Annotated in this window: 20 protein-coding genes; 4 read left to right on the forward strand and 16 right to left on the reverse strand. The window is 68.1% G+C overall.

Annotated features, from left to right (window positions below):
• Positions 1–177: 177 nt before the first annotated feature.
• From C0461_RS03230 to C0461_RS03290, 13 genes are all read right to left on the reverse strand, one after another.
• Complete coding sequence (locus C0461_RS03230; RefSeq protein WP_292103899.1) at positions 178–2,907, reverse strand: pitrilysin family protein; 2,730 nt, start codon at positions 2,905–2,907, stop codon at positions 178–180.
• 69 nt (positions 2,908–2,976) lie between these two features.
• Positions 2,977–6,435, reverse strand: a complete 3,459-nt coding sequence (locus tag C0461_RS03235) for a TonB-dependent receptor (RefSeq protein ID WP_292103901.1) — start codon at positions 6,433–6,435, stop codon at positions 2,977–2,979.
• A 101-nt stretch (positions 6,436–6,536) separates the two neighbouring features.
• Entirely contained in the window at positions 6,537–7,487 is a 951-nt protein-coding gene (locus C0461_RS03240; protein WP_292103903.1) for a FecR family protein, read from the reverse strand.
• On the reverse strand, positions 7,484–7,960 hold the full coding sequence (locus C0461_RS03245) for a sigma-70 family RNA polymerase sigma factor (RefSeq protein WP_292103904.1): 477 nt from the start codon (positions 7,958–7,960) through the stop codon (positions 7,484–7,486). The genes C0461_RS03240 and C0461_RS03245 overlap by 4 nt, the downstream gene beginning before the upstream one ends.
• 70 nt (positions 7,961–8,030) lie before the next feature.
• A complete protein-coding gene (locus tag C0461_RS03250; protein WP_292103906.1) occupies positions 8,031–8,543 on the reverse strand; it encodes a hypothetical protein in 513 nt (170 codons plus the stop codon).
• Between the two features lie 61 nt (positions 8,544–8,604).
• The gene (locus C0461_RS03255; RefSeq protein ID WP_292103908.1) at positions 8,605–10,020 is read right to left on the reverse strand and encodes an NAD(P)(+) transhydrogenase (Re/Si-specific) subunit beta; all 1,416 of its coding nucleotides are present in this window, start codon (positions 10,018–10,020) and stop codon (positions 8,605–8,607) included.
• 22 nt (positions 10,021–10,042) lie between these two features.
• A complete protein-coding gene (locus C0461_RS03260; RefSeq protein ID WP_292103910.1) occupies positions 10,043–10,405 on the reverse strand; it encodes a hypothetical protein in 363 nt (120 codons plus the stop codon).
• Entirely contained in the window at positions 10,402–10,695 is a 294-nt protein-coding gene (locus tag C0461_RS03265) for a hypothetical protein (RefSeq protein WP_292103912.1), read from the reverse strand. The genes C0461_RS03260 and C0461_RS03265 overlap by 4 nt, the downstream gene beginning before the upstream one ends.
• On the reverse strand, positions 10,692–11,009 hold the full coding sequence (locus C0461_RS03270; protein ID WP_292103913.1) for an NAD(P) transhydrogenase subunit alpha: 318 nt from the start codon (positions 11,007–11,009) through the stop codon (positions 10,692–10,694). The genes C0461_RS03265 and C0461_RS03270 overlap by 4 nt, the downstream gene beginning before the upstream one ends.
• 50 nt (positions 11,010–11,059) lie before the next feature.
• Positions 11,060–11,284 (reverse strand): hypothetical protein, encoded by a 225-nt coding sequence (locus tag C0461_RS03275; protein WP_292103915.1) that lies wholly within the window; start codon positions 11,282–11,284, stop codon positions 11,060–11,062.
• The gene (locus C0461_RS03280; RefSeq protein WP_292103917.1) at positions 11,284–12,417 is read right to left on the reverse strand and encodes a Re/Si-specific NAD(P)(+) transhydrogenase subunit alpha; all 1,134 of its coding nucleotides are present in this window, start codon (positions 12,415–12,417) and stop codon (positions 11,284–11,286) included. Before C0461_RS03280 ends, C0461_RS03275 begins: the two co-directional genes overlap by 1 nt.
• 88 nt (positions 12,418–12,505) lie before the next feature.
• Positions 12,506–12,763, reverse strand: coding sequence for an aa3-type cytochrome c oxidase subunit IV (locus tag C0461_RS03285; protein WP_292103920.1), 258 nt, complete (start codon positions 12,761–12,763; stop codon positions 12,506–12,508).
• Positions 12,764–13,021: 258 nt separating this feature from the next.
• Positions 13,022–14,836 carry a M3 family oligoendopeptidase gene (locus C0461_RS03290; protein ID WP_292103922.1) on the reverse strand — a complete coding sequence of 605 codons (1,815 nt, stop codon included), beginning with the start codon at positions 14,834–14,836 and terminating at the stop codon, positions 13,022–13,024.
• Positions 14,837–14,945: 109 nt separating this feature from the next.
• On the opposite strand from C0461_RS03290, the gene C0461_RS03295 reads away from it, so the two are divergent.
• From C0461_RS03295 to C0461_RS03310, 4 genes are all read left to right on the forward strand, one after another.
• A complete protein-coding gene (locus tag C0461_RS03295) occupies positions 14,946–15,413 on the forward strand; it encodes a DUF1203 domain-containing protein (RefSeq protein ID WP_292103924.1) in 468 nt (155 codons plus the stop codon).
• A gap of 57 nt (positions 15,414–15,470) precedes the next feature.
• Positions 15,471–17,213 carry a DUF4153 domain-containing protein gene (locus C0461_RS03300; RefSeq protein WP_292103926.1) on the forward strand — a complete coding sequence of 581 codons (1,743 nt, stop codon included), beginning with the start codon at positions 15,471–15,473 and terminating at the stop codon, positions 17,211–17,213.
• Positions 17,214–17,311: 98 nt separating this feature from the next.
• Positions 17,312–18,763, forward strand: a complete 1,452-nt coding sequence (locus tag C0461_RS03305; protein ID WP_292103928.1) for a sigma-54 dependent transcriptional regulator — start codon at positions 17,312–17,314, stop codon at positions 18,761–18,763.
• A 156-nt stretch (positions 18,764–18,919) separates the two neighbouring features.
• A complete protein-coding gene (locus C0461_RS03310; RefSeq protein WP_292103930.1) occupies positions 18,920–21,751 on the forward strand; it encodes a TonB-dependent receptor in 2,832 nt (943 codons plus the stop codon).
• A gap of 16 nt (positions 21,752–21,767) precedes the next feature.
• Here C0461_RS03310 and C0461_RS03315 read toward each other — a convergent pair whose 3' ends face one another.
• The 3 genes from C0461_RS03315 to ykgO all read right to left on the reverse strand — a co-directional run bounded on the left by C0461_RS03315 (position 21,768) and on the right by ykgO (position 22,789).
• Positions 21,768–22,040, reverse strand: coding sequence for a hypothetical protein (locus tag C0461_RS03315; protein ID WP_292103935.1), 273 nt, complete (start codon positions 22,038–22,040; stop codon positions 21,768–21,770).
• 157 nt (positions 22,041–22,197) lie between these two features.
• A complete protein-coding gene (locus tag C0461_RS03320) occupies positions 22,198–22,470 on the reverse strand; it encodes a DUF2312 domain-containing protein (protein WP_021698750.1) in 273 nt (90 codons plus the stop codon).
• A 193-nt stretch (positions 22,471–22,663) separates the two neighbouring features.
• Positions 22,664–22,789, reverse strand: coding sequence for a type B 50S ribosomal protein L36 (gene ykgO / locus C0461_RS03325; protein ID WP_292103933.1), 126 nt, complete (start codon positions 22,787–22,789; stop codon positions 22,664–22,666).
• Between the last annotated feature and the right edge of the window lie 424 nt (positions 22,790–23,213).

Below are 23,213 nucleotides of genomic sequence, written 5' to 3' on the forward strand. Positions count from 1 at the left end.
GTATCCCCCATCAGCGCAGCGAGGCGCCGACCCGCCCGAGAAGAGCTCTCAACGGCCCTCCACCTCACCGATGAAAGCTACGCTATTCACGTCATACGAGCAGGGGAAGGCGAAAATTGCACCTCGGGAACACGGCTGCGTATTTCACGCAGGCCGTTGCTCCCGGGGCGCAGACGATCAGCGCAGTCGATTGCCTTCGGCGCCCCAGACCTCCACCTCGCCCAGACCCAGGGCGCGCACGTCGGCCTCGATCCGGGTCAGGTCGCCGACGACCACCCAGGTCATGGCGTCCGGGCGCAGCATGGCCGCGGCCTCGCCCACGATCTCGGGCGTCAGGGCGGCGTAGCGGTCCGGCAGGGTCGTGATCCAGTCGTAGGGATGCTGAAAGCGCGCGACGTAGCTGAGGTAGCCGACCATGGCGTTGTTGGTCTCGAAACGATCCGAAAGGGTCAGGACCTGGCCGCGACGGTACAGCTCAAGCTCCTCGGCGCTGGGCGGGCGCACGCCGCCGATCTCGTTCAGCTCGCGGGCGATCTCGGACAGGGCGTCCGCCGTGCGATCAGTCTGCACGCTGGTGGAGACCGAGAACACCTGCGGTCCCAGGGCGTCGCTGACGTTGCTGCCCGCGCCGTAGGTCCAGCCCTTCTCCTCGCGCAGGTTCATGTTGAGCCGGGAGGTGAAGCCGCCGCCCAGCACGCCGTTCAGAACGGCCAGGTCGAAATTGCGCGGATCCAGTCCGTTCGGCGCCACATGGCCGACCCGGATCACCGACTGGACCGAACCGGGCCGGTCCACCAGCACGACACGCGGCGCCGTCTGATCGGAGACTGCGGCGACGGTGGTCTCGCCCCGGAGCGCGGCAGGCGCCGTCCAGTCGCCGAAGCTGGCCTCAAGCGTCGCCATCAGGTCATCAAACGCGGCGTCGCCCGCGGCGAAGATCACCGCATTGTCCGGCCGGATGAAGCGCTGGTGGAAGGCGGTCAGGTCCTCGCGGCTGTAGGACCGGATCACATCCGCCCGGCCCGCCAGCGGCGCGCCATAGGCGTGGTCGGCGCCGAAGATCAGATAGTTGAACACCCGGCCCGCGATGCTGGTCGGGTCGGACAGGGCTTGCTGAACGCCCGAGACCGCCATGGCGCGCTCGCGCTCCAGATCGTTTTCCCGGAAGGCGGGATCGCGGATGTATTGCGACCAGAGGTCAAGGGTCTCGTCCAGCGACCGGGTCAGCGCCGACACGGAGAAGCGCGTGGTGTCGGAGTCGCTCCAGGCGTACATGCGCGCGCCCAGCATTTCCTGCGCCTGGGCGAATTCCTGACCTGTCATCGTCCCCGTGCCGTCATCCATCAGGCCCACGGTGAAGCCCTGCAGGCCGGGCTTCATGCCCAGATCGGCCGCGCCGCCGCCGCCGAACGCCATGACCATGTCCACTGTGGGCGTACCGTCGCGCTGGACGTGGATGACGCGGATGCCGTTGGAGAGCAGCCCCTCCCGCACCGGCGGCAGCACCAGTTCGGATTCCGGCCCCATGGGCGGAAGCCGGCTGCGGTCCGCCCCGTCCGGTCCGGCCGCGTACTGCGTCTGGGGCATGACGGTCAGCCGATAGTTGGGTCGACCCAGCCACTGGTTCACGGCGGCCCGAACCTCATCCGCCTGAACCGCGTCGAACGCCGCCTGGTCAAGCTCGAACTGGCCGGGATTGCCCTGCCCGATCGTGCCCCCCGCCAGCATCATGGCGCGCAGATACAGGGACTCCAGCATGCGGACCGTGTCGCCGTAGGTGGTGATCTTGACCCGCTCCAGCTCCTCAGCCGTGGGGCCTTCCGCCAGAAACTGGTCCAGCACCGCCTGCAGCGCCGCCTCGGCCTCGGCCCGGTCCACGCCGGGTTGCAGCCTGATCTCGATGTTGAACAGGCCCGAGACGGCGGCGCCCTCGTAGTTGGCCGACACGCTGTTGGCCAGTTGCCGGTCGATCACCAGCGCCTGGTTCAGGCGGGACAGGCGGCCGCGTCCAAGGATCGATGACGCCATGCGCAGCGCCTGCCGGTCCTCGGCGTCGTTGCCGGGCACAGGCCAGCTCCACGATATGGCCGTCTGCGGCACATTGTCGGCCACGATCGCGGTCCTGACGCGCTCCAGCAGGGGCGTCCATTCCGTCATGCGTCCGATGGGCGGGCCCGGCGGCACGCTGGCGAAATAGCGGGTCATCAGTTCGCGCGCCTGCTCCACCGTCACGTCGCCGGCGAGCGCCACCACAGCGTTGGAAGCGCCATAGTACCGGTGGAACCAGGCGTGCACGTCCTCCAGCGAGGCCGCGTCCAGGTCCTCCATCGAGCCGATGATGGGGTGGTGATAGGGATGGTCCGACGGAAAGATCGCCGCGGCCCGCAACTCGGGCATCATCGAATAGGGCTGGTTGTCGCGGGTGCGCTTCTCGTTCTGGACGACGCCACGCTGCTCATCCAGCTTCTCCTGGGTCACGGCGCCGAGCAGATAGCCCATGCGGTCCGACTCCAGCCACAGCACCCGCTCCAGCCCGCCCGTCGGAACCACCGCATAGTAGTAGGTCTGGTCCAGCGTCGTGGCGCCGTTCACCGCCGAGGCGCCGATTTCCTGCAGCGGCGGCATGTATTCGTCGTCGTGATTCTCCGACCCGTTGAACATCAGGTGCTCGAACAGGTGGGCGAAGCCGGTCTGGCCCGCCGGCTCGTTCATGGATCCCACGTGATACCAGACGGCCACCGCCACCTTCGGCGCGGAATGATCCTCGTGCACCACGACCCGCAGGCCGTTGGGCAGGGTGAACTGCTCGTACGGCAGCAGCCCCTGCTCCCCGGACGGGGTGGCGGCTGCGGGCGCGCTGAACACCGCCGCGACCAATGCGAACAGCACCGGCATCATCGTCTTCATGGAATTTCCTGACGTGGAGAAGAGAGCGGCCGGCGCGTCACGGGACGCACCGGCCTTTGGGCGCGACTATCAGAACGTGGCCGACAGACCGATGCGCAGGCTGCGGCCGCCCAGATAGGTGGCGCGGGTGTAGAAGGTCGGCGAGCCCTGTTCGCCGCCGAAGGTCTGTTCGAGATTCGGATCTGATGTGCCGTTGAGCAGATCATTGGCCTCCACATAGACGCGGAAGCTGCCGTAGCTGGGACGCAGATAATATTCCGCGCGGAAGTCCAGGGTCTCGGCGCCCTCGGTGTAGACGCTCAGGCCGCGCGGCTGGAACAGGGACAGCCCTCGCGACTGGTAGCCGTAGGCCAGCGTCGCATCGATGTCGTACTTGTTGTAGGTCAGCGCCGCCGTGCCCGAGTGGGCGGGCTGCTGCACGAACGGCAGGCCCGTAAAGGTGTAGACGTTATCCGGGGCGGCTCCATAGCTCCAGTTGAAGCGGTCGGCGCGGGAGCTGTCGGTCCAGGTGTGGTTCAGGAACACGCCGAACCCGCCCCAGACGCCCGGCAGGAAGTCGAAGCGCCGCTCGGCCTGGAACTCGATGCCCCAGAGTTCGGCCACTTCGTCGCTGTTCACCGGGCTGCCGCCGGTGATGAAGACCGAAGACGGATTGTTCGGATCGAAATAGGGCGCCCCGTTGAAATAGGGGTGATCCGGCAGCGTCACCGCCGCCAGGGTCGCCGGCCCGTTGGTGATGTTGGTCTGCAGCAGGTTGTCGATGCGCTTGTAGAAGGCGCTGATCTTGAAGATGCCGATGCCGGAATAGTACTCGGCGCTGAGGTCGAAATTGTCCGTGGTCGCCGGCTGCAGATTGGGATTGCCGCTGTTGATCTGCAGGATCGGCTTGACGCCTTCGGGCCCGGGAATGGGGAAATTGATGAAGGAAATGCGCGTCTCGCTGGACAACTGGCTGATCGCCGGACGCGCCACCGACAGGAAGTAGCCGCCGCGGAAGATCAGATCGTCGCTGTGCCGGTAGTTGAACAGAACCCGCGGCAGGAAATCCTCCGATACCGCCTCCTCGGTCACCAGCCGCGTGAACTCGTTCTGGAAGATGAAGTCCACCCCCATGCCGCCCCCGTTCTCGGGCAGGATGGGGCCGGTGTAGACCGGGAAGGTGAGATTGGTCGCCTCCAGCCGGGTATGGTTGAAGCGCACCCCGCCGATGATCTCGAGCTTGCCGATGTCGATCCGCGCCTGGAGATAGGCGGCGAAATTGGTCTCCTCGGTGTTCTCGTTGTCCTGATCGGGGTGGGGCGTGATCGGCGTGAGGGTGAGGCCGGACGGGCCGCCGGCCAACGTCCCCAGATTATCGACGAAACCCCGCAGAGCGCCTTCGCTCAGAGTCGAGAAGCCGGGTTCGGACAGTCCGATCCGCGTCAGGTCCGATGGCGCGAACTCCAGGCCCAGCGCCGAAACCGGAACGCCGCCGCCGACCTGGCTGCGCGTGAGGTTGCTCTGGAACTCGGCCCGTTCATAGAAACCGCCCAGCTCCACATAGTTCAGCCAGCCGCCGCCCGAGGTCCAGCGCGCGCTGCCGCTTGCGGTGTACCGGTCATTGCTGCCCTCGGAGTTGTCGAGCTGGCCGCTGGCGTTCTCGATGACGAAGGCGGACGGGTCGTTGACCAGGGCCCAGCCCTGGCTGCTCAGCAACGGCAGGGGAATGCCGCTGCCGCTGCGCGGCCCGAAACCGGTGTGAATGACGCCGGTCTCGGGATCGACCGCTTCCGGCAGGAAAAGGTCGGCGCTGGCGTCGGTGTCGGGCATGCGCAGCTGCAAGCCGAAGCTGGCCGGGCGCCGCTCCGTGCCGTGCGCATAGCCGGCCAGGTAGTTGAACTCGAACGCGCCCAGGGTGGTGCGGCCGTTCAGGCTGAAGGTGTCGGTGATCTTCCGGACGTCGCGATCGTAGGCGTAGTTCTGCGAGCGCGAGATGCCTGCGTTTCCGGGGCTCAGGTCCAGCACCAGCTGCGGGTTCGTCTCGCCCGGCAAGAGGACATATTCGGCGCCGGTCGAAAAGGTGTCCGACAGGGAGAAGAAGTCGGTGCGCGTCTCGGCGTGCTGATAATCGAATTTCAGATTGGTGTGGCCGCCGATCCGCCATTCCGCCGACAGCGTCCCGGCCAGGGTCTCGGTCTCGTCGTGGAAGAAGCTGGTGACCAGCCCGCTCGGATAGGCCTGGTCCTCGCCCGGCAGGAACGGGAAGGTCAAAAGAGGGTCGATGGCGTTGAAATTGAGCGCCGGATTTCCGCCTCCATCGAGCGCCAGGGCATCAAGCGGCAGATAGCGACCGAAGTTCATCCGGCCGCCGTTGCTGCCCGCGTCATAGGCGATCGAGCGGGTGCTCTGGGTGCGGTACTGGACAGAGGCGCTGAGGCCGAAATTGTCGCCGAACGTCCCGGCGACCGTTCCCGAAACGAGAAAGTCGTCCCCGAAATTGTCCGGCGTGCGGTCCCCCTCCACCAGGAAGTTCGCGTATCGACGCGGCCGGTCCAGCGGCGACATGGTCTCGATCTCGATCAGTCCGCCGGTGCCCGCGCTGTCATGGCTGGGCAGGAGGGACTTGTTGATGGTGATCCGACTTACCGAGTCGGCCAGCAGGTTCGACAGGTCGGCGGACCGCCCCACGCCGTTGCCGACCGGCAGATTCAGACCGTTCAGCTGAATCGCGTTCATGTCCGGCTCGAGCCCGCGCACAATCACATTGGTGCCGTCCCCGGTCACCGAGTTGCGCTGAAACGAGATGCCCGGCGCGCGGCGCAGCGCCTCGGAGAAAGTGGTGCCGGTGAAATTGCCCAGCTCGTCCGCCGAGATCACGTCGGCGCTGTTCTCGGCCGTGCGCTGAAGGTTGAGGGCGTTGGCGCGGGCGCTGCGCGAGCCGAAGATGACCACGTCATCAACCGTGGTGGCGTAGGACTGGCCCAGTGTGAAGGTCTGCTGGTGCGCTCCTCCTGCCGGCACGGTCACCGTCTCAACGAGAGGCTCATAGCCCAGAAAGGAGATCTCGACCGTGTAGTCACCGGCCGGAAGCGAGGGAAACCGAAAGCCGCCGTATTCATCGACCCTGGTGGTCTGGCCAGTCTCGACGATGCGCACCAGGGCCCCGTCCGAACCGCGGACGCCGTCGGCGATTGAGACCCGGCCCACCAGCGCCCCCTGCCCCTGGCGACCGGCCTGTCCGACCGGGGGCACGCTGACGACGAACGATCCTCCATCGGTGACGCCCAGCCTCAGTCCCGATCCGCGCAGCATCGCGCGATAGGCGTCTTCGGCGGAATAGCTCCCCCGCAGGGCGGGTGCGGTCTTGCCGCTGACCTGATCGCCGGAGAACACCACATTGGTGTTGGTCTGGGCGGCGACCGCCCGAAGCGAAACCTCCAGCGGCTGCGCGGGCAGATCAAAAGCGTAGAGCGCCTGCGCCTGCGCTTGGGCTGACAGAACGAGCGTGCTGGCGCTGACGGCCAGGGCGGTGAGATTGCGTGAAAACATTTGTCCCCCTCGGGGAGCGTAATGCATGGCTCCCACTAGGTAGACGACGTTTCGCCGCAAACCCGACACGGTTGCGACACAAAAAAATCACCGGTCCTTAATCAACGCTCCAGGTGCAGGGTGTCGCCCTCCCGTTGGACGTTGAGGCCGTGCAGATCCGCGACGGCCTGGGCGAAGTCGGGCGCATTGGTGGTGAACACGCCCGATATGGGCAAGGCCGCCACGCGTGGGTCCTCGATCACCACCTGCGGCCCCCCATACCTGTTGAGCTCGGTCACCGCCTCGCCCAGGGGTGTGTCGCGGAATATGGTCTGGCCCCGCCGCCATGCGGTCGCGGCCTCGACCGAAGCGGCCTCGATCCGGGCGGGTCCGGCTGCCGGCTCGGTCAGCCGCTCGCCGGGCTGCAGCAGAGTGGGCGCCTCGGACCCGCCGCGCGCGCCCGCGTTCTCACGGGTGACCGCCACCTCGCCCTTGATCAGCGTGACCACCACCTCGTCCCGTGTCCGCCGCACGGTGAAGACCGTGCCCAGCGCCTCGACCCGCGTGTCCCCCGCGATCACGACGAAGGGGCGATCCGCGTCGTGGGCGACCTCGAACATGGCCTCCCCCCGGTCCAGGGTTATGTGGCGTCGGTCCGCGTTGAATTTCACATCGACCCGGGTGTCCGTGTTGAGCGCGATGCGGCTTCCGTCATCCAGGGTGGCCACCTGCTGCTCGCCGGGCCGGGTCACATAGTCGCCGACGGTGGCCAGAGACCACCACAGCACGCCGAAGCCGAGCACCAGGGATGCAGCCATGGCCAGCATCGGACGCAGCCACGGCCGTCTCTCGGGCGCAGGACGCAGGCGCGCTTCGTCCGCACTGCTGCGGGCGGCCCGAGGCAGGATGGCCCAGATCTCACTGGCCCGCTCGAACGCCGCCGCATGGGCGGGATCCTCGGCCAGCCAGGCGTCCAGGGCGTCCTGCGCGGCGGCGTCATGGTCGCCGTGCAGCCGCGCCAGCCACGCGGCGGCCTCGGCATCGATGTTGGGGGAAGACAGGGCGCGGCTCACGACGAAGTCCTCCCCTTCATCAGTTGCAACGTCGCCCGGGCCACGGTCTTCTCCACGGCGGCCACCGTCATCTCCTCCGATGCGGCGATCTCGGCATAGCTCATGTTTTCAAGTCGGCGCTTCAGCAGGATCCGGCGCGTGCGTTCCGGCAGTTGCGCCAGATCCGCCGCCACCTGCTGCAGCCGCGCCCGCGCTTCCAGGATCCGGGCGGGATCCGGCGCTGTGTCGGCGATTTCATGCAGTTCGGCGCCGTCGGCCATGGGCATGCGGCCGCGATGGCGCTGGCGGTCGATCGACAGGTTCACTGCGGCCCGCACCAGCAGCGCCTCCCGGCTGCGGACCTCGTGGGCTCGCTGGTATTGCTCCACCTTCAGAAACGCTTCGTGCACCAGGTCATCCGCATCGTGATCGGCGATACCCTGCCGTATGACGGCCCGCCGTGCCTTCCCGAGAATGTCCGCGAGCGTCGCCATAGGTACCTGCCTCACTCACTCAGACGTTCGAGGGCGGGAAACCTGACATGCAGCGCAACATCAATCCGTCTCAACGATCATCACCCGGCCGCGGGGGCCCGGCATGGGCCGCCCGCACCATGCCCGGGGTCGGCACGCGATCCGCTGCACCGGCCGCTGCGCCGCACCGACGATCGACTCGCGCTTCACAAAGCCCGCTGGCCGTCCAGTAGTACTGGGTGCGCGGAAAGCCGTCATCCCCGGGGACGACCCGGGTCAGCGTCGCCGGCCCGCCGTCCGCGCCCGCACAGGCGCTGCGCCCCGCCGCCGCCGCCCGTCCCTCGACCGCGCACCAGGCATGGGCGCCGCGCGCCTCGACCGCCGTCTCAAGAAACACCGCCGTCAGCATGGCCGCTGGAACCACCAGCACCAGACCGGCCAGCACGGCCTTCCACCGCCGCCTCGACACGCCCCGGGCGAACAGCGCCAGCCCGGCCACGATCACCGCCGCGAGCACGCCGAACGCCCACAGCACCTCGTCCGACGGCGCACGCGTCCACACCGCCCACTCGGCGTCGCCCAGATTCAGCCATTCCTGAAGCACGTCGCCCCTCCACGGCCCGGGGCGATAGCACGGTTATCCGCTCAGGCCCGTGACCGGGGGGTCACAGCCCCTTCACGATTCCCTCCACCATCTTCTTGGCGTCGGCGAACAGCATCATGGTGTTGTCGCGGAAGAACAGTTCGTTCTCCACACCCGCGTAGCCCGCCGCCATGCCGCGCTTGACGAACAGCACCGTGCCCGCCTTCTCCACGTCCAGGATGGGCATGCCGAAGATGGGCGACTGCGGATCGGTCTTGGCGGCCGGGTTGGTGACGTCGTTGGCGCCGATGACGAAGGCCACGTCGCACGAGCTGAATTCGGAGTTGATGTCATCCAGCTCGAACACCTCGTCATAGGGCACATTGGCCTCGGCCAGCAGCACGTTCATGTGCCCCGGCATGCGGCCGGCCACGGGGTGGATGGCGTACTTCACCTCCACGCCCTCCTCCTTCAGCTTGTCGGCCATTTCGCGCAGGGCGTGCTGGGCCTGGGCCACCGCCATGCCGTAGCCGGGCACGATGATGACCTTGGAGGCGTTCTTCATGATGAAGGCCGCGTCGTCGGCCGAGCCCTGCTTGACCGGCCGGGTCTCCACATGGCCGGCGCCCGCCGCCGCCGCGTCGCCGCCGAAGCCGCCCAGGATGACGCTGATGAAGCTGCGGTTCATGCCCTTGCACATGATGTAGGACAGGATCGCGCCGGACGATCCCACCAGGGCGCCGGTGATGATCAGGGCGATGTTCTCCAGGGTGAACCCCAGCGCCGCCGCCGCCCAGCCCGAGTAGCTGTTCAGCATGGACACCACCACCGGCATGTCCGCCCCGCCGATGGGGATGATCAGGGTGGCCCCCAATATCAGGGCGATCACGAACACGCCCCAGAACGCCCACACCGCCGTCCCGCCCGTTGCGATCAGGATGCCGATCAGCACCACCAGGCCCGCCGCCAGACCGATGTTGATCAGGTGCCGCGCGGGCAGCAGGATAGGCGTACCCGACATGTTGCCGTTCAGCTTGGCGAAGGCGATCACCGATCCGGTGAAGGTGATGGCGCCGATGGCCAGACCCAGGCCCAGTTCGATGATGGACAGGGTCTTGATCCCCCCCGCCCCGTCGTCGATGCCGAAGGCCACGGGGGCATAGACCGCCCCCACCGCCACCAGACAGGCGGCCATGCCCACCAGGCTGTGAAACGCGGCCACCAGCTGCGGCATGGAGGTCATGGGCACGCGCCGGGCGATCACCGCGCCCAGCCCGCCGCCGACCACCACGCCGCCCGCGATCAGGGCCAGGGTCAGCCCGTCCAGCGCTTGCGTCCCCCACAGGGTCAGCAGGGTGACGCCGATGGCCAGCCCCATGCCCACCATGCCGAAGGTGTTGCCCCGGCGGCTGGTCTCCGGGCTCGACAGCCCCCGCAAGCTGAGGATGAACAGGACGCCGGCCGCCAGATAGGCCAGGGCTGCGATGGATGCGTTCATGACGGCGTCCCCCTCTTTCGTCTCAGTAGATCTCGACCCGCGCCGGTTCGGCGGGATCGTTGGTTCCGGCGGCGGTAGGCTGGCCGTTCTTGACCAGGGCGAAGCCCACCGGCCCTTCGCCCCCTGTCTTGGTCAGACTGCACCACGCCCGGTACGTGGGCAGGCGCCCGGCGGCGCGACCCTGGCCCTCCAGATCGAAGCGGTTGACCGTGCCCGTCCCGGGGATCTGATGCGGCGGAAATCCGCAGTTCAGCCTCCAGCTGGCGCCGCCCGGCGCCGCCACGGCAAAGTGCGCGCCCTGATAGCCCTCGCCGGTCTGGCGCGTGGCCTGGGCCTCGGCGACGCCGGCGAAGGCCAGCACCGCGATGACAAACGCAATTCTCATCGGTCCTCCGAATTCGTCATGCCGCCGGTCCGCTTCAGCCGCCACAGGGCGGCGGCGATGAACAGCGGCGCGACCACCACCAGAATCCAGTCGAACCAGGTCATGGCCCGGTCCTGGATCAGCACCCGCACGATGATGGATGAGAACACCAGCACCATGCCGGCGTCGTGAAACCGCATCTTGGCGATGGGGTTCTTCTCGCCCAGCCAGCCATAGACCCACAGGCCCATGCCCAGACCCGTGGCCACCCACGAGCCCGTCGCGGCCATCTGGGCCGCGTCGCCGGTCAAGCCTTCTTTTCCTTCTTGCGGTACATGGCCAGCATGCGCCGGGTGACCATGAAGCCCCCGAAGATGTTGACGCTGGCCAGGGTCACGGCCGCCACGCCCGCGCCCTTGGCGATCCAGCCGTTGACGCCGGAGGCCTCCGACACGGCCGCCGCCGCGATCAGCCCGCCGACGATGATGACCGAGGAAATGGCGTTGGTGACCGCCATCAACGGCGTGTGCAGCGCCGGCGTCACGCTCCAGACCACATAGTAGCCGACGAAGATCGCCAGCACGAAAATGGCCAGGCGGAATACGGTGGGGTCGACAGCTTCCATCTATCGGATCCTCTGTTGATTATGCGGCGCGGCCGGATCGTTGCGAACGTTCATCCCCGCGCCTCCAGCCGGGCGTCGATGCTGAGCAGGGCGCGCAGCAATCCGCCCCCCAGAAGGGTTGAGACGACGATGCGTATCGCAAGCCCTAGGTCGGCGGCGGTGACCGCCTGCTCGAACATCACGGTCATCGCCAGAACGAGGATCGCGATCGGCGTCCCGCCGGCGATCAGGATCATCGAAAAGATGGTCAGGGCGTTGCGAAGCTTCTGGCTCATCACCCCTTCACCCCCTCATGCACCACGGCCCCGCCGTGGGTGACGACGGCGGCCTTGAGGATCTCGTCCTCCAGGTCCAGAACCAGCGCCTCGTCCTTCACCAGCAGGCCGGTGAAGGCCAGCAGGTTCCGGGCGTACAGGGCCGAGGCGTCCGCCGCGATGCGGCCGGGCAGGTTGGACCAGCCGACGATGCTGACGCCGCCCGCGGTTCTGACCACCTCGCCCGGCTTCGAGCCCTCCACATTGCCGCCCGCCTCGACCGCCAGATCGACCAGCACCGAGCCGGGCTTCATGGAGGCCACGTGGGCGGCGGAAATCAGCCTGGGCGCCGGGCGTCCGGGGATCAGGGCGGTGGTGATCACCACGTCCTGCTTAGTGATGTGGGTCGCGGTCAGTTCGGCCTGTTTGGCCTGATACTCCGCCGACATCTGTTTGGCGTAGCCGCCCGCCGTCTCGGCGGCCTTGAACTCCTCGTCCTCCACCGCGACGAATTTCGCGCCCAGGCTCTCCACCTGCTCCTTGGCGGCGGGGCGCACGTCGGTGGCGCTGACCACCGCGCCCAGACGCCGCGCCGTGGCGATGGCCTGCAGCCCCGCCACGCCCGCGCCCATGACGAACACCTTGGCCGGCGCAACCGTGCCCGCCGCCGTCATCATCATGGGGAAGGCCCGGCCGTAGGCGTGGGCCGCCTCGATCACCGCCCGGTATCCGGCCAGATTGGCCTGGGACGACAGGGCGTCCATCACCTGGGCCCGGCTGATGCGCGGCACGAATTCCATGGCGAAGGCGGTGACGTTCGCCTTGGCCAGGGCCTGGACCGTGTCCTTCTCGCGGTACGCGTCCAGCAGAGCCACCACGATCGCGCCCGGCTTCAGGGCGCTGATCTCCTGCGCCGTCGGGCCGCGCACCTTCAGCAGGATGTCGGCCTTGGACAGCACAGCGCCGGAGTCCCGGGCGATTTTGGCGCCTGCGGCTTCATAGTCGGCGTCGGGAATGGACGAGCCCAGACCGGCGCCGGCCTCGACCAGCACCGAGGCGCCGAGCGCGGTCAGCTTCTTCACCGTATCGGGTGTTGCGGCGGTGCGCGGTTCGCCTTCCCGGCGTTCGCGCGTCACGGCTATGGCGACGGCCAAGCGAATCCCCCTGCCTGTTGTTTCAGAGCAGTGGAACGTTAGGACGTTTCAGAAAGGCCCGTAAAGGCCGCGCCCGCCAGAATAACTGTTAGTGATCAGCAGGCTTGCTGCGCAGGAACCACCAGCCGGCGACGGCCAGAACCACCGATGCGATCAGGGCGGGGAAGAACCCGCCGTTGGGCATGAACCACATGGTGAACAGCAGCACCGCCACGGCGATGGACAACGAGCCCCATTTGGACAGGCCCATGAACAGGTTCCAGGTGGCGACCTGTTCCGTGATCTCCTGCGTGCCCTTCAGATAGGCTTCGGCGTCGTGATCGGCTTCGTGGGTGTCGGCGGCCATGCGATGATCTTTCGAAGGCAAACGAGAATCTGACCGCCCTTATACCGAGGGCGGCGCGCGGCTCAAGCCGACTTGCGCTGCGCGGTCATATAGTCGCGGAGAATCCACCCCCAAATCCGTCATGGCCGGGCTTGTCCCGGCCATCCATACACGCGGTCGGGAGACAGGTCGGGCGAGGTTCAAACCACCTTGCGCGCCCTTCCCCGCCTGAGGGTAGGGATCACCGGGACAAGCCCGGTGATGACGGAGAATACGGCATCACGCCACCGCCTCGAACTCGTCGATCAGCCGCGCCAACCGCTGGCAGCCCACGCTCCAGAACGCCGGGTCGCGCGGATTCAGGCCGAAGGGCTTCAGCGCCTCCACATAGGTCCGCGTCCCGCCGGCGGCCAGAAGCTCGCGGTACAGGGGCGCGAAGCCTTCCGGGTTCTCGCGCCGCTTCTCCATCAGGGCGGCCACCAGCAGGTCACCGAAGGCATAGGCGTACACATAGAAGGGCGAGTGCACGAAGTGGCTCACATAGGCCCACCAGTGCTCGTATCCATCATTGAGCTTGACCGTCGGGCCCAGGCTCGCCCCCATCTCCTCCATCCAGATCTCGCCGATGCGGTCGACGGACACCTCGCCCTGCGCCCGCTCGTCATGGAAGCGGGTCTCGAACCGGTGGAAGGCGATCTGGCGCACCACGGTGTTCAGCCCGTCCTCGATGCGTCCCGCCAGCAGGCCGCGCTTCTCCTTTTCCGGAGCCGTGGCAAGCAGCCGATCAAAGGTCAGGCCCTCGGCGAAGATGGACGCCGTCTCGGCCAGGGTCAGGGGCGTGTCGGCCAGCAGGGTGCCCTGATCCGCCGCCAGCGTCTGGTGCACCCCATGGCCCAGTTCGTGGGCCAGGGTCAGCACGTCGCGCCGCTCGCCCATCCAGTTCAGGAACACATAGGGGTGCCGGTCCGCCGTCACCGGGTGGGCGTAGGCGCCGGACTGCTTGCCCGCCCGCGCCCGCCCGTCGATCCACGGATTGTCGAAGAAGGCCCGGGCCCGGTCGCCGAACTCCGGGCCCAGATCATTGAAGCTGTCCAGCACCATGGCCCGGCCCTGACCCCAGTCGAAACCGCGCGGGGCGGTGGTTTCGATAGGCGCGTTGCGATCCCACTGGTTCAGCTGCTTCAGGCCCATGGCCTTCGCTTTCAGCGCATAATAGCGGTGGGTCAGACGCGGATAGGCCTCGGCCACCGCATCGGCCATGGCGTCCACCGCCTCGCCGTCCACCTCGTTCATCAGGTGCTTCGATTGCGCCGGATAGGTGAATTTGCGCCAGCGGTCCTCCAGCGCCTTTTCCTGGGCCACGGTGTTCAGCACCAGCCCCATGGTCGTGGCTCGCGCGGCCAGCGCCTCGTTCAGCCCTTCGGCCGCCTTCTGGCGGCGCTCGGCCTTGGGATCCGACAGGCGGTTAAGCGCCTCCGCCAGGGTCAGCTCATCCTTGCCCGCGTTCACCCGCAGGGCGGCCAGGGTCTCGTCGAACAGGCGCGGCCACTGCATGGCGGCGGGCGCCCGCTCGGCGATGAACCGCTCCAGCTCGGGTGACAGTTCGTGGGGCTTGTTGGCCCGCACCCGGCGCAGCCACGGCCGCCAGCGCGCGGCGGGCTCATGGGCGTTGAGCGCCGCCTCGATCTCGGCCTCCTCCAGCCGGTTGATCTCCAGCGTCAGCCACAGGGTCTCGGCCGCGATGGTGGTCACCTTCTGGCGGATGTCCGCCTCGAAGCCCTGGGCGGCGCCGTCCTCCCGATTGGTGGACGCCGCAAGGAACGCGTAGGCTCCCAGCGCGCCCAGATGGTTGGACGCCTGTTCATAGGCCGTGATCGCCCTGTCCAGCCTCTGGCCCAGCATCGCCGCGTCGCCGCGCGCCGCCACCAGTTCGCCTTCCAGCGCGTTCAGCTCGGCCACCGCCTTGCGCCCCGCCTCCAGATCCGCCGCCACCCGGTCGTCCGCGGGCGAGGCGTAGAGGTCGGACAGGTCCCACAGGGGGGCTTCCTGGGGAGCTTCGGTCGGGGCCGCATCGGGCTTGAAGGGGGCGTTCATGGTCCCTGTTCTGGTGATCCGGAACGCCCGGCGCAATGGCGGTTCCGAAAACCGCCAGCCGGATCGAGCCCATCGCGCTACGCCATCCGTGCTTCCACGGAGATGTCTCATGTTCAGGATCGTCGGCCTGCCCCTCGCGCCCTTCGCCCCCCTTTTCGCCCTGCCGGATCAGGCGTTGGCGGACCGGGGCGCCCGGCGCGTTCCCGTCGCCCGCGCCGGCGTGGCCCCCTGCCGCGTCAGCCTCGCCGACGCCCGGCCCGGGCAGTCCGTCATCCTGCTGAACTACCCCCACCTGGACGACCCCGCCTCGCCCTTTCGCGCCTCGGGTCCGATCTATGTGTCAGAGAGCGCCCGGGACCGTGCGCCGGACGTCGACCATGTGCCCCCCATGCTGGCCACGCGCCTCCTTTCCGCGCGCGTCTATGACGCCTCCAACATGATGATCGACGCTGATGTCATGGAGGGCGAAACCCTGGCCGGGCGCCTCGCGGACTGGCTCGCCGACCCCGAGGTTCGCCATGTCCATCTCCACGCCGCGCGGCGTGGCTGCTATCTGGCCATGGCCGAGCGCGACTGACCCTTCCCTCCTGTCTCCTTTTCAGGCCAGATGCGGCGGAAAAACGGGGAAGACGCCATGACCATCTTCGGCGCCAACGAGATTGCGGATCGCGGGCCGGACGACGGGCGTCTGGGCTGGACCCGGCTGGTCATCGGTCTGGTCCAGGGCGCGGCCTTGCTGGGGCTCTATCTCGCGCTCGAGAACCGGGCGTGGCCGGCCACCGTCCCCGGCCTGTTCGCGCCGCTGGTGCTGGTCTTCGCCTGGCTGCCCATCGTCCTGCTGGGCGCCGTCGGCCGGATGCGGCTTCGCACCCTCCTGATCTGGGGACTCACCGCAGCGGCGCTTCTGGCGCTCATGGGCTGGTGGAGCGTGACCTGGGGCGTGCGGCCCAGCGGACTGAACGAGCCGCTGGCCGCACCCGTCGTCTTCGCGGCCTCGGCGGCCATGCTGTTCATCGCCCACCATCTGATCCTGCCCGCCGACCGGGCGCGGCGCTGGCTCGCCCCCTATCCCGCCTATTTCGACACGGCCTGGAAGGCGGGGGTGCAGCTGGCCCTGTCCGTCGCCTTCACCGGCGCCTTCTGGCTGCTGCTGTTTCTCGGCGCGGGGCTGTTCAGCGTCATTGGCCTGAACTTCTTGCGCGACCTGCTCGGTCAGGAGTGGTTCTCCATTCCGGTCACCACCCTGGCCTTCTCGGCCGCCGTGCACCTGACCGATGTGAAGGATGGGCTGATCCGGGGCGTGCGCACCGTGGCCCTGATGCTGCTGTCCTGGCTGATGCCGGTGATGACCCTGATCACCGCCGCCTTCATCCTGGCCCTGCCCTTCGCGGGCGTGGGCCGCCTGTGGGACGAGGGCTATGGCACGAGCCTGATGCTGGCCGCGGCCGCGGCCCTGATCATCCTCATCAACGCCGCCTATCAGGACGGCGAGCCCGACGGCGCGCCCCCTGTGGTGCTGCAATGGGCCGCACGGATCGCGGGCGTGCTGCTGGTCCCCCTGATCGGCCTGGCCCTGTGGGGTCTCGCCCTGCGCATCGGCCAGCACGGCCTGACCCCCGAGCGCATCATCGCCGCCGCCTGCGTCCTGGTGGGCGCGGTTCACGCCGTCGGCTACGCCATCGCCGCCGTGAAGCCCGGCCCGTGGATGCGTCCGCTGGAGCGCACCAACGTCATCGGCGGCGTGGTCGCGGTCGCCGGCGTCCTGGCCCTGTTCACCCCCCTCGCCGACCCGGCCCGCCTGTCCGTCGCCGACCAGATGCGCCGCCTCGAAACCGGCCAAGTCTCCGCCGAGACGTTCGACTACGCCTTCCTGCGCTTCGACGCGGGCCGTTCTGGTCGGGAAGCGCTGGATCGCCTGGCGGAATCCGACGATCCGGAGATCGCAAGACGCGCAGGCGAGGCGAAGGATGTCGAGTATCGGCAGACGCTGGGCGAGCCGATTGAAGGCCCGCCCGTCATAGACGTTTTGCCGGGGTCCAGCGCTCTGCCCGACGATTTCCTGAGCGGGCACCCGCAGTCTCACCGACGGGCGAACTGTCAGGTCGTCGGCGACTGCGTGGCCATGTCTCGCGATCTAGACGGTGACGGACGGCCAGAATGGCTGGTCGCAACCGCTGATCGCATCATCGTATATCGTCAGGTCAATGGCGCCTGGCGCGAGATCGGCGCCTATGAGGTCAACGCTTGTCGTGCGGAAGGCCAGGACGCGCGAAATCTGTTGCGCCAAGACCTTGAAACGGAGCGCTCGACCATCCCTCCCCTGATCCTGGAGGGCACGGCCATTCCCTTTTCACCTCGTCCGCACTGTTGGTCTTAAACCCGATCTTCACCCCCTGCGGCCTAAAACCGTCCCGAAACGAGCCAGTCCCGATCAATGAGGACCGGCCGTACGGTTGATGATGAAGGGTGGCTCCCATGGCCAAGACGGTGCTGGTCGTCGATGACGACCCGACCCAGCGCAGGCTGGTGCAGGCGGTTCTCGACCGCGAAGGCTACAACGTCGTCCACGCCGAAAACGGCGGCGAGGCCATCGACCGCATGACGAAAGGCGGCGGCGCCGACGTGGTCCTGCTGGACATGGTCATGCCCTGTCTGTCGGGCATGGAGACCCTGGCCGAGATGCGCACCGCGGGCGTGCGCGCCCCGGTCATCATCCTGACCGCGTCCGGCGGCATCGACACCGTGGTCAAGGCCATGCAGGCCGGCGCCCAGGACTTCTTCATCAAGCCGGCCAGCCCCGAACGCATCCTCATCTCCATCCGCAACGCCCTGCAGATGGGCGATCTGGTGGCCGAGGTGGGCCGCGTCCGGCGTCAGGTCTCGGGCCGCACCTCCTTCGACGATCTGGTGGGCGACAGCGCCCCCATGCGCATGGTCAAGTCGCTGGGCGCCCGCGCGGCCAGATCCAACATCCCGGTCCTGATCACCGGCGAGAGCGGCGTCGGCAAGGAAGTCATCGCCCGCGCCCTGCACGGCGCCTCGTCGCGCGCCGGCAAGCCCTTCGTGGCGGTGAATTGCGGCGCCCTGCCCGCGAACCTGATCGAATCCATCCTGTTCGGCCACGAGAAGGGCGCCTTCACCGGCGCGGTCGACAAGACCCTGGGCAAGTTCCGCGAGGCGGACGGCGGCACCCTGTTCCTGGACGAGATCGGCGAGCTGCCGCTGGACATGCAGGTCAAGCTGCTGCGCGCCCTGCAGGAAAGCGAGATCGACCCGGTCGGCGCCAAGCGCCCGGTCAAGGTGGACGTGCGCATCGTCTCAGCCACCAACCGCGACCCCGAGGCCCAGGTGAAGGCCGGCGCCTTCCGCGAGGACCTGTTCTATCGCCTCAACGTCTTCCCCATCGAGGCCCCCGCCCTGCGCGCCCGGCGCGAGGACATTCCGGCCCTGATCGACCACTTCGTCGCCCGCTTCAACGCCGAGGAAGGCAAGCGGGTCGCCGGCGCCGCGCCCGACACCCTGGCCCTGCTGACCGCCTTCGAATGGCCCGGCAACGTGCGCCAGCTGGAGAACGCGGTCTATCGCGCCATCGTCCTGGCCGACGGCCCCTGGCTCCAGCCCCACGACTTCCCCGCCATCTCCGGCGTGGCCGCGCCCATGCCCGAGGCGGATCCCCGGCCTGACGCACGGCGCGCCGAACACGCCCTCGCCGATCTGGACCTGCCCGAGGCCCCGGTGCGCATCATCGACGACAAGGGCCATCTGCGCACGCTGGAGGACATCGAGCGCGACCTGATCCAGCACGCCATCGAGGTCTATGCGGGCCACATGTCCGAAATCGCCCGCCGCCTCGGCATCGGCCGCTCCACCCTGTATCGCAAGGTGCGCGAACAGGGCCTGGAAGGCGCGCTTCGCGAAACGGGCTGAGCTCCCGATCGCCGATAACAGGCTGAATTCTCCCGTTGCAGTCATGCCGCGACGGAATCGCCGCAATTGACGCGTTAGACGGTCATTGAACCGGGGGGTCGGCAAGGTTCGCGGCCCAGACGAACTCCCCGGCCCTCCCCAACCGGATACGCATACATGTCTCTCTCGACCACCGCCCTGACCGGGCTGGCCGCGCTGCTCGTTCAATCCGCCGGCGTTCCGCAGGACGCCGGCCAGGACCCGGTCCTCGAGGACGACGGCGTCACCTCCGTTTCCGAACTCATCATCATCGCCCCGCGTCGGCGGGGCGATGTGCAGACCGACATCCCACCCGAGCTGGAGCTGGACGCCGCCGACATCCAGGCCTACGGCGCCTCGGACATCGCCCAGTTGCTGGAGTTCCTGGAGCCGGTCACCACCAGTTCGCGCGGCGGCTCGCCCGTCTTCCTGGTCAACGGACGGCGCATTTCAGGTTTCCGGGAAATCAGGGGACTGCCCTCCGAGGCCATCGAACGGGTCCAGGTCCTGCCCGAGGAAGTGGCTCTGCAGTTCGGCTACCGCGCCGACCAGCGGGTGGTGAATTTCATCCTGAAGGACCCCTTCCGCTCGACCACCGCCGAAGTGCAGTTGCGCGGCCCCACCGCGGGGGGCCGCTCGGGCTATGAGGTCGAGGCCGACATCCTGCGCATTGACGGCGACAACCGCTGGTCCATCGACATCGAGCACGAGCGCGACACCGCCCTTTTCGAGACCGAGCGCAATATCGTCCGGGATCCCGGCTCCACCCCCTACGACCTGATCGGCAACATCTCGGCGCCTATGTTCGGCGCCGAGATCGATCCCGCCTTCTCGGCCGCGGTGGGACAGACCGCCTTCGTGGCGCCCGTGCCCATGAGTGGAACCAGCCTCGCGGACTTCGCCGGCGCCTACGGCCCGCCGGGTCGGGGCAATCTCAGCGACTGGCGCACCTTGCAGCCCGAGAGCGAGCAGAATTCCATCTCCGCCACGCTCAAGCGCGGCCTGCCTGGCGACATCCAGGCCACCGTCAGCGCCAGCCTGGAAGACCAGACCAGCGAGCGCTTCAACGGCCTGCCGGGCCTGGCCCTGATCGTGCCGTCGGGCGTGGGCGGCTCGCCCTTCTCGCAGGACGTGACCCTTTATCGTTTCCTCGACACGCCTGAGGCCCTCAGCACGCGCACCGACAGCCTGCAGGCCGAGCTGGGCGTGCTGCTGGACGGTTTCATCGGCGACGACTGGCGCTGGAGCTTCAACGGCGAATACACCCGCAACGAACGGGACACCGTCACCGGCCGGGGCTTTGACGTCACGACCTACCAGGACCGTCTGGACGCGGGCGATCCGGCCGTCAGCCCGTTCGGCCCGCTGACGGGGGCCGACTTCACCCGCCTGCCCGATGACCTGGCCAACTCCGTGACCAGCCGCTACAGCGGCGAGGCGGTGTTCACCGGGCCGCTGATGGAGCTCCCGGCGGGCGACCTGCGCTCCACCTTCACCTTCGGCGCCGATCGCCAGACCCTGGAGTCCTGGTCCCTGCGTTCGGGCGTCGAGACCGAGCGCGACCTGTCCCGCGACCGGCTGAACGCCCAGACCAGCTTCGACATCCCCGTCTTCGAGCGTGATGAGGAGAACCCCACCCTGCTGGGCGACCTCTCCCTCAATGTGAACGCGGGCTATGAGGACGTGTCGGACTTCGGCGGGCTGAACACCCTGGGCGTGAACCTGAACTGGAGCCCGGTGGACCGCCTGTCCTTCCTGACCGGCTACACCCGTCAGGATCAGGCCCCGGGCATCGCCCAGCTGAACGATCCGGTCATCGCGACACCCAACACTGCGGTGTTCGATTTCGCCACCGGCGACACCGTGCTGGTCACCCGCACCACCGGCGGCAATCCGGACCTGAACGCCGCGACCCGCTCGGTCTGGCGCGCGGGCCTGAACTGGCAGCCGCTGGAAGGCGAACAGCTTCGCATCACCTCCACCTGGACCCGCACCTCAATCGAGAACGAGGTCAACGGCTTCCCGGCCGTGACCGCTGCCCTGGAAGCCGCCCTGCCGGACCGGTTCACCCGCGACGGCGACGGAACCCTGCTGGCCGTGGACGCCCGCCCCGTGAACTTCGCCCAGGTTGATCGTCAGGATCTGCGCACCGGCTTCAGCTTCTCGCGCGCCTTCGGTCAGCCGACCCAGGCCGCGACTCCGGACGCGGGCGCTCGCGGACAGGGTCGCGGCCCAGGTCAGCGAGGACAGGGCCAGCGAGGACAGGGCGAACCGGGTCAGGGCGAACGGGGCGAGGCGCGCCCCGCGCCCCCCCAGGACGGGTCGGCTCCGGCTGAAGGACCCGGCGGCGGCGCGGTCGTTGTCCGTGAGGGCGGCGAAGGCCCGCCCCGAGGCGCGGGGCGCACAGGCGGCGGCCAGGGCGGCCCCGGCGGCGGCATGCGCATGGGCGGCGGCGGCCGGGGCGGACCCGGCGGCGGCATGCAGCCCGGTCAGGGCCGCTACAACATCTCGGTGTTCCACACCTGGCGCATCCAGGACGAGATCCTGATCGCCCCCGGCCTGCCGATCCTCGACCTGCTGGACGGCGACGCCACCGACGCCGGCGGCGGCAGTCCGCGCCACCAGATTCAGGCCCAGGGCGGGGTCTTCAGGAACGGCATGGGCGTGTTTGTGAACGCCACCTGGCGCGAAGGCACACGCGTGGACGGCGGGACTGGACCGGACCTGTTCTTCGACGACCGCACCACGGTGGGGATCAACGCCTTCGTGGACCTGGGCGCCCGCGAGAGTCTGGTGGCGCGCTTGCCATGGCTGGAGAACTCGCGCGTCAACCTGCGCGTCCAGAACCTGTTCAACTCTCGCCCCAGCGTGGTCTCCAGCGACGGAACCACCCCGGTCAACTACCAGCCGGACTTCCTGGACCCCGAAGGCCGCACGATCAGCATCACCTTCCGCAAGATCCTGTTCTAGCCGGGATCTGCGCCGCTCATTCCGACGACGGGGATGAGCGGCCCCGCGCGGGCTTCTTCCGCGCACCGCGCCGGTCGTTCTCCCCCTTCGCCTTCTTCGCGATCTCTTTCAGCTTTCGCGCCTGCAGGGCCGACAGCGACTGGCCCGGAGCGCCCTTCTCGGGGTCGCCGAAGGCGCGGCCGTAGGTCTTCACCCGGTCCGACACCGACCCCAGGAACTCGTCCTCCCAGTCCGACAGCTGCACCCCCGCCTTGTCGGCGGCGCGGCGCGCGCGCTTCAGGGCGTTCAGCGCAGAGCGCTGGGCGGCCTTCTTCGCCGCCTCATAGGGGGAGTCCTTTTGAGCGCCGCCCTTCGGGCTGCTTGAGCCGCTCTTTTGCGCGCTACCGCCCTTCGGGCTGCTTGAGCGCAGTCCGCCGTCCTTGCGTCCGAAACCGGACCGCTTCAGCTCAGATCTCGCCGAGGGCGGCCAGATAGAGGTCCAGGATCGCCTCTTCCTCCTGGCGCTTGGCCTTGTCCAGCTTGCGGATGCGGATGACCTTGCGCAGGGTCTTCACATCATAGCCCTCGCCCTTGGCCTCGGCGAAGACCTCCTTCATGTCGGCCATGATCGCCTGCTTGTCCTCCTCCAGACGCTCCAGGCGCTCGATGATGGTGCGCAGGCGGCCCTGGGCCGAGGCGTTCAGGACGTCAGGATTGGCGAAGGCGGCGTCGTCGGCCAAGGGGGATGCTCCGGGACAGGGATTGGATTTCAGGCGCGGACGCTAACCATGCGAAACGCATCAGCTCAACGCCACACGCGAAAAAGGCCACGGACAATCGCCCATGGCCTGTGGATCATTCCGACGCTCGCCCGATCCGCGGCGCCCTCAAGCAGAGAGCGCTCGCGGCGCGAACGATAGGGCGCTAAGAAGCTTAGCCCTGCTTCGCCTTGAAGCGCGGGTCGGTCTTGTTGATCACATAGACCACGCCCTTGCGGCGCACGATCTTGCAGTCACGGTGGCGCGACTTCAGCGACTTCAGCGAGCTACGGACCTTCATGGTCTCAATCCTTCGGAGCGCACCGCAAGGAGGTCTCGGGCGCGAAACAAAACGAAACGCCGCAAGCGGACCTGCGGCGGGGAGACGGGCCTATAGGTCAGCCGCGCCTGTCCTGTCAACGGGAAACCACCTCAAACCCGGCCGCGCTCGCCCCCGTTTGATCCCCCTGCCTTCGCCTGCACCTATAATGCCCCTGATCAGCGAGCCAGGGAGGCGATTTCGGACAATTCAGACAATTCAGACCCTGTTTTTTTTCAGCCCCGGAGTCTGAAATCCGCTCAGGGGCGAGCCCAGGGGAACGCCCTCAAGCAGCGAGGCTCCGCGAGCCGAGCGATAGGGCAAGAGGCGTGGAGACGGCGATTTCAGACAATTCGGACAATTCAGACCCTGTTTTTTCCGCCCCGGAGTCTGAAATCCGCTCAGG

The sequence above is a fragment of the Brevundimonas sp. genome (assembly GCF_013823285.1).
Lineage (GTDB): Bacteria > Pseudomonadota > Alphaproteobacteria > Caulobacterales > Caulobacteraceae > Brevundimonas.

Excerpts from the sequence above, each read along its gene's own strand:
- C0461_RS03230 (WP_292103899.1), bottom strand. The coding sequence starts at position 2,907 with ATGAAGACGATGATGCCGGTGCTGTTCGCATTGGTCGCGGCGGTGTTC.
- C0461_RS03235 (WP_292103901.1), bottom strand. The coding sequence starts at position 6,435 with ATGTTTTCACGCAATCTCACCGCCCTGGCCGTCAGCGCCAGCACGCTC.
- C0461_RS03245 (WP_292103904.1), bottom strand. The coding sequence starts at position 7,960 with ATGGCGACGCTCGCGGACATTCTCGGGAAGGCACGGCGGGCCGTCATA.
- C0461_RS03255 (WP_292103908.1), bottom strand. The coding sequence starts at position 10,020 with ATGAACGCATCCATCGCAGCCCTGGCCTATCTGGCGGCCGGCGTCCTG.
- C0461_RS03260 (WP_292103910.1), bottom strand. The coding sequence starts at position 10,405 with ATGAGAATTGCGTTTGTCATCGCGGTGCTGGCCTTCGCCGGCGTCGCC.
- C0461_RS03270 (WP_292103913.1), bottom strand. The coding sequence starts at position 11,009 with ATGGAAGCTGTCGACCCCACCGTATTCCGCCTGGCCATTTTCGTGCTG.
- C0461_RS03275 (WP_292103915.1), bottom strand. The coding sequence starts at position 11,284 with ATGAGCCAGAAGCTTCGCAACGCCCTGACCATCTTTTCGATGATCCTG.
- C0461_RS03285 (WP_292103920.1), bottom strand. The coding sequence starts at position 12,763 with ATGGCCGCCGACACCCACGAAGCCGATCACGACGCCGAAGCCTATCTG.
- C0461_RS03290 (WP_292103922.1), bottom strand. The coding sequence starts at position 14,836 with ATGAACGCCCCCTTCAAGCCCGATGCGGCCCCGACCGAAGCTCCCCAG.
- C0461_RS03295 (WP_292103924.1), top strand. The coding sequence starts at position 14,946 with ATGTTCAGGATCGTCGGCCTGCCCCTCGCGCCCTTCGCCCCCCTTTTC.
- C0461_RS03300 (WP_292103926.1), top strand. The coding sequence starts at position 15,471 with ATGACCATCTTCGGCGCCAACGAGATTGCGGATCGCGGGCCGGACGAC.
- C0461_RS03305 (WP_292103928.1), top strand. The coding sequence starts at position 17,312 with ATGGCCAAGACGGTGCTGGTCGTCGATGACGACCCGACCCAGCGCAGG.
- C0461_RS03310 (WP_292103930.1), top strand. The coding sequence starts at position 18,920 with ATGTCTCTCTCGACCACCGCCCTGACCGGGCTGGCCGCGCTGCTCGTT.
- ykgO (WP_292103933.1), bottom strand. The coding sequence starts at position 22,789 with ATGAAGGTCCGTAGCTCGCTGAAGTCGCTGAAGTCGCGCCACCGTGAC.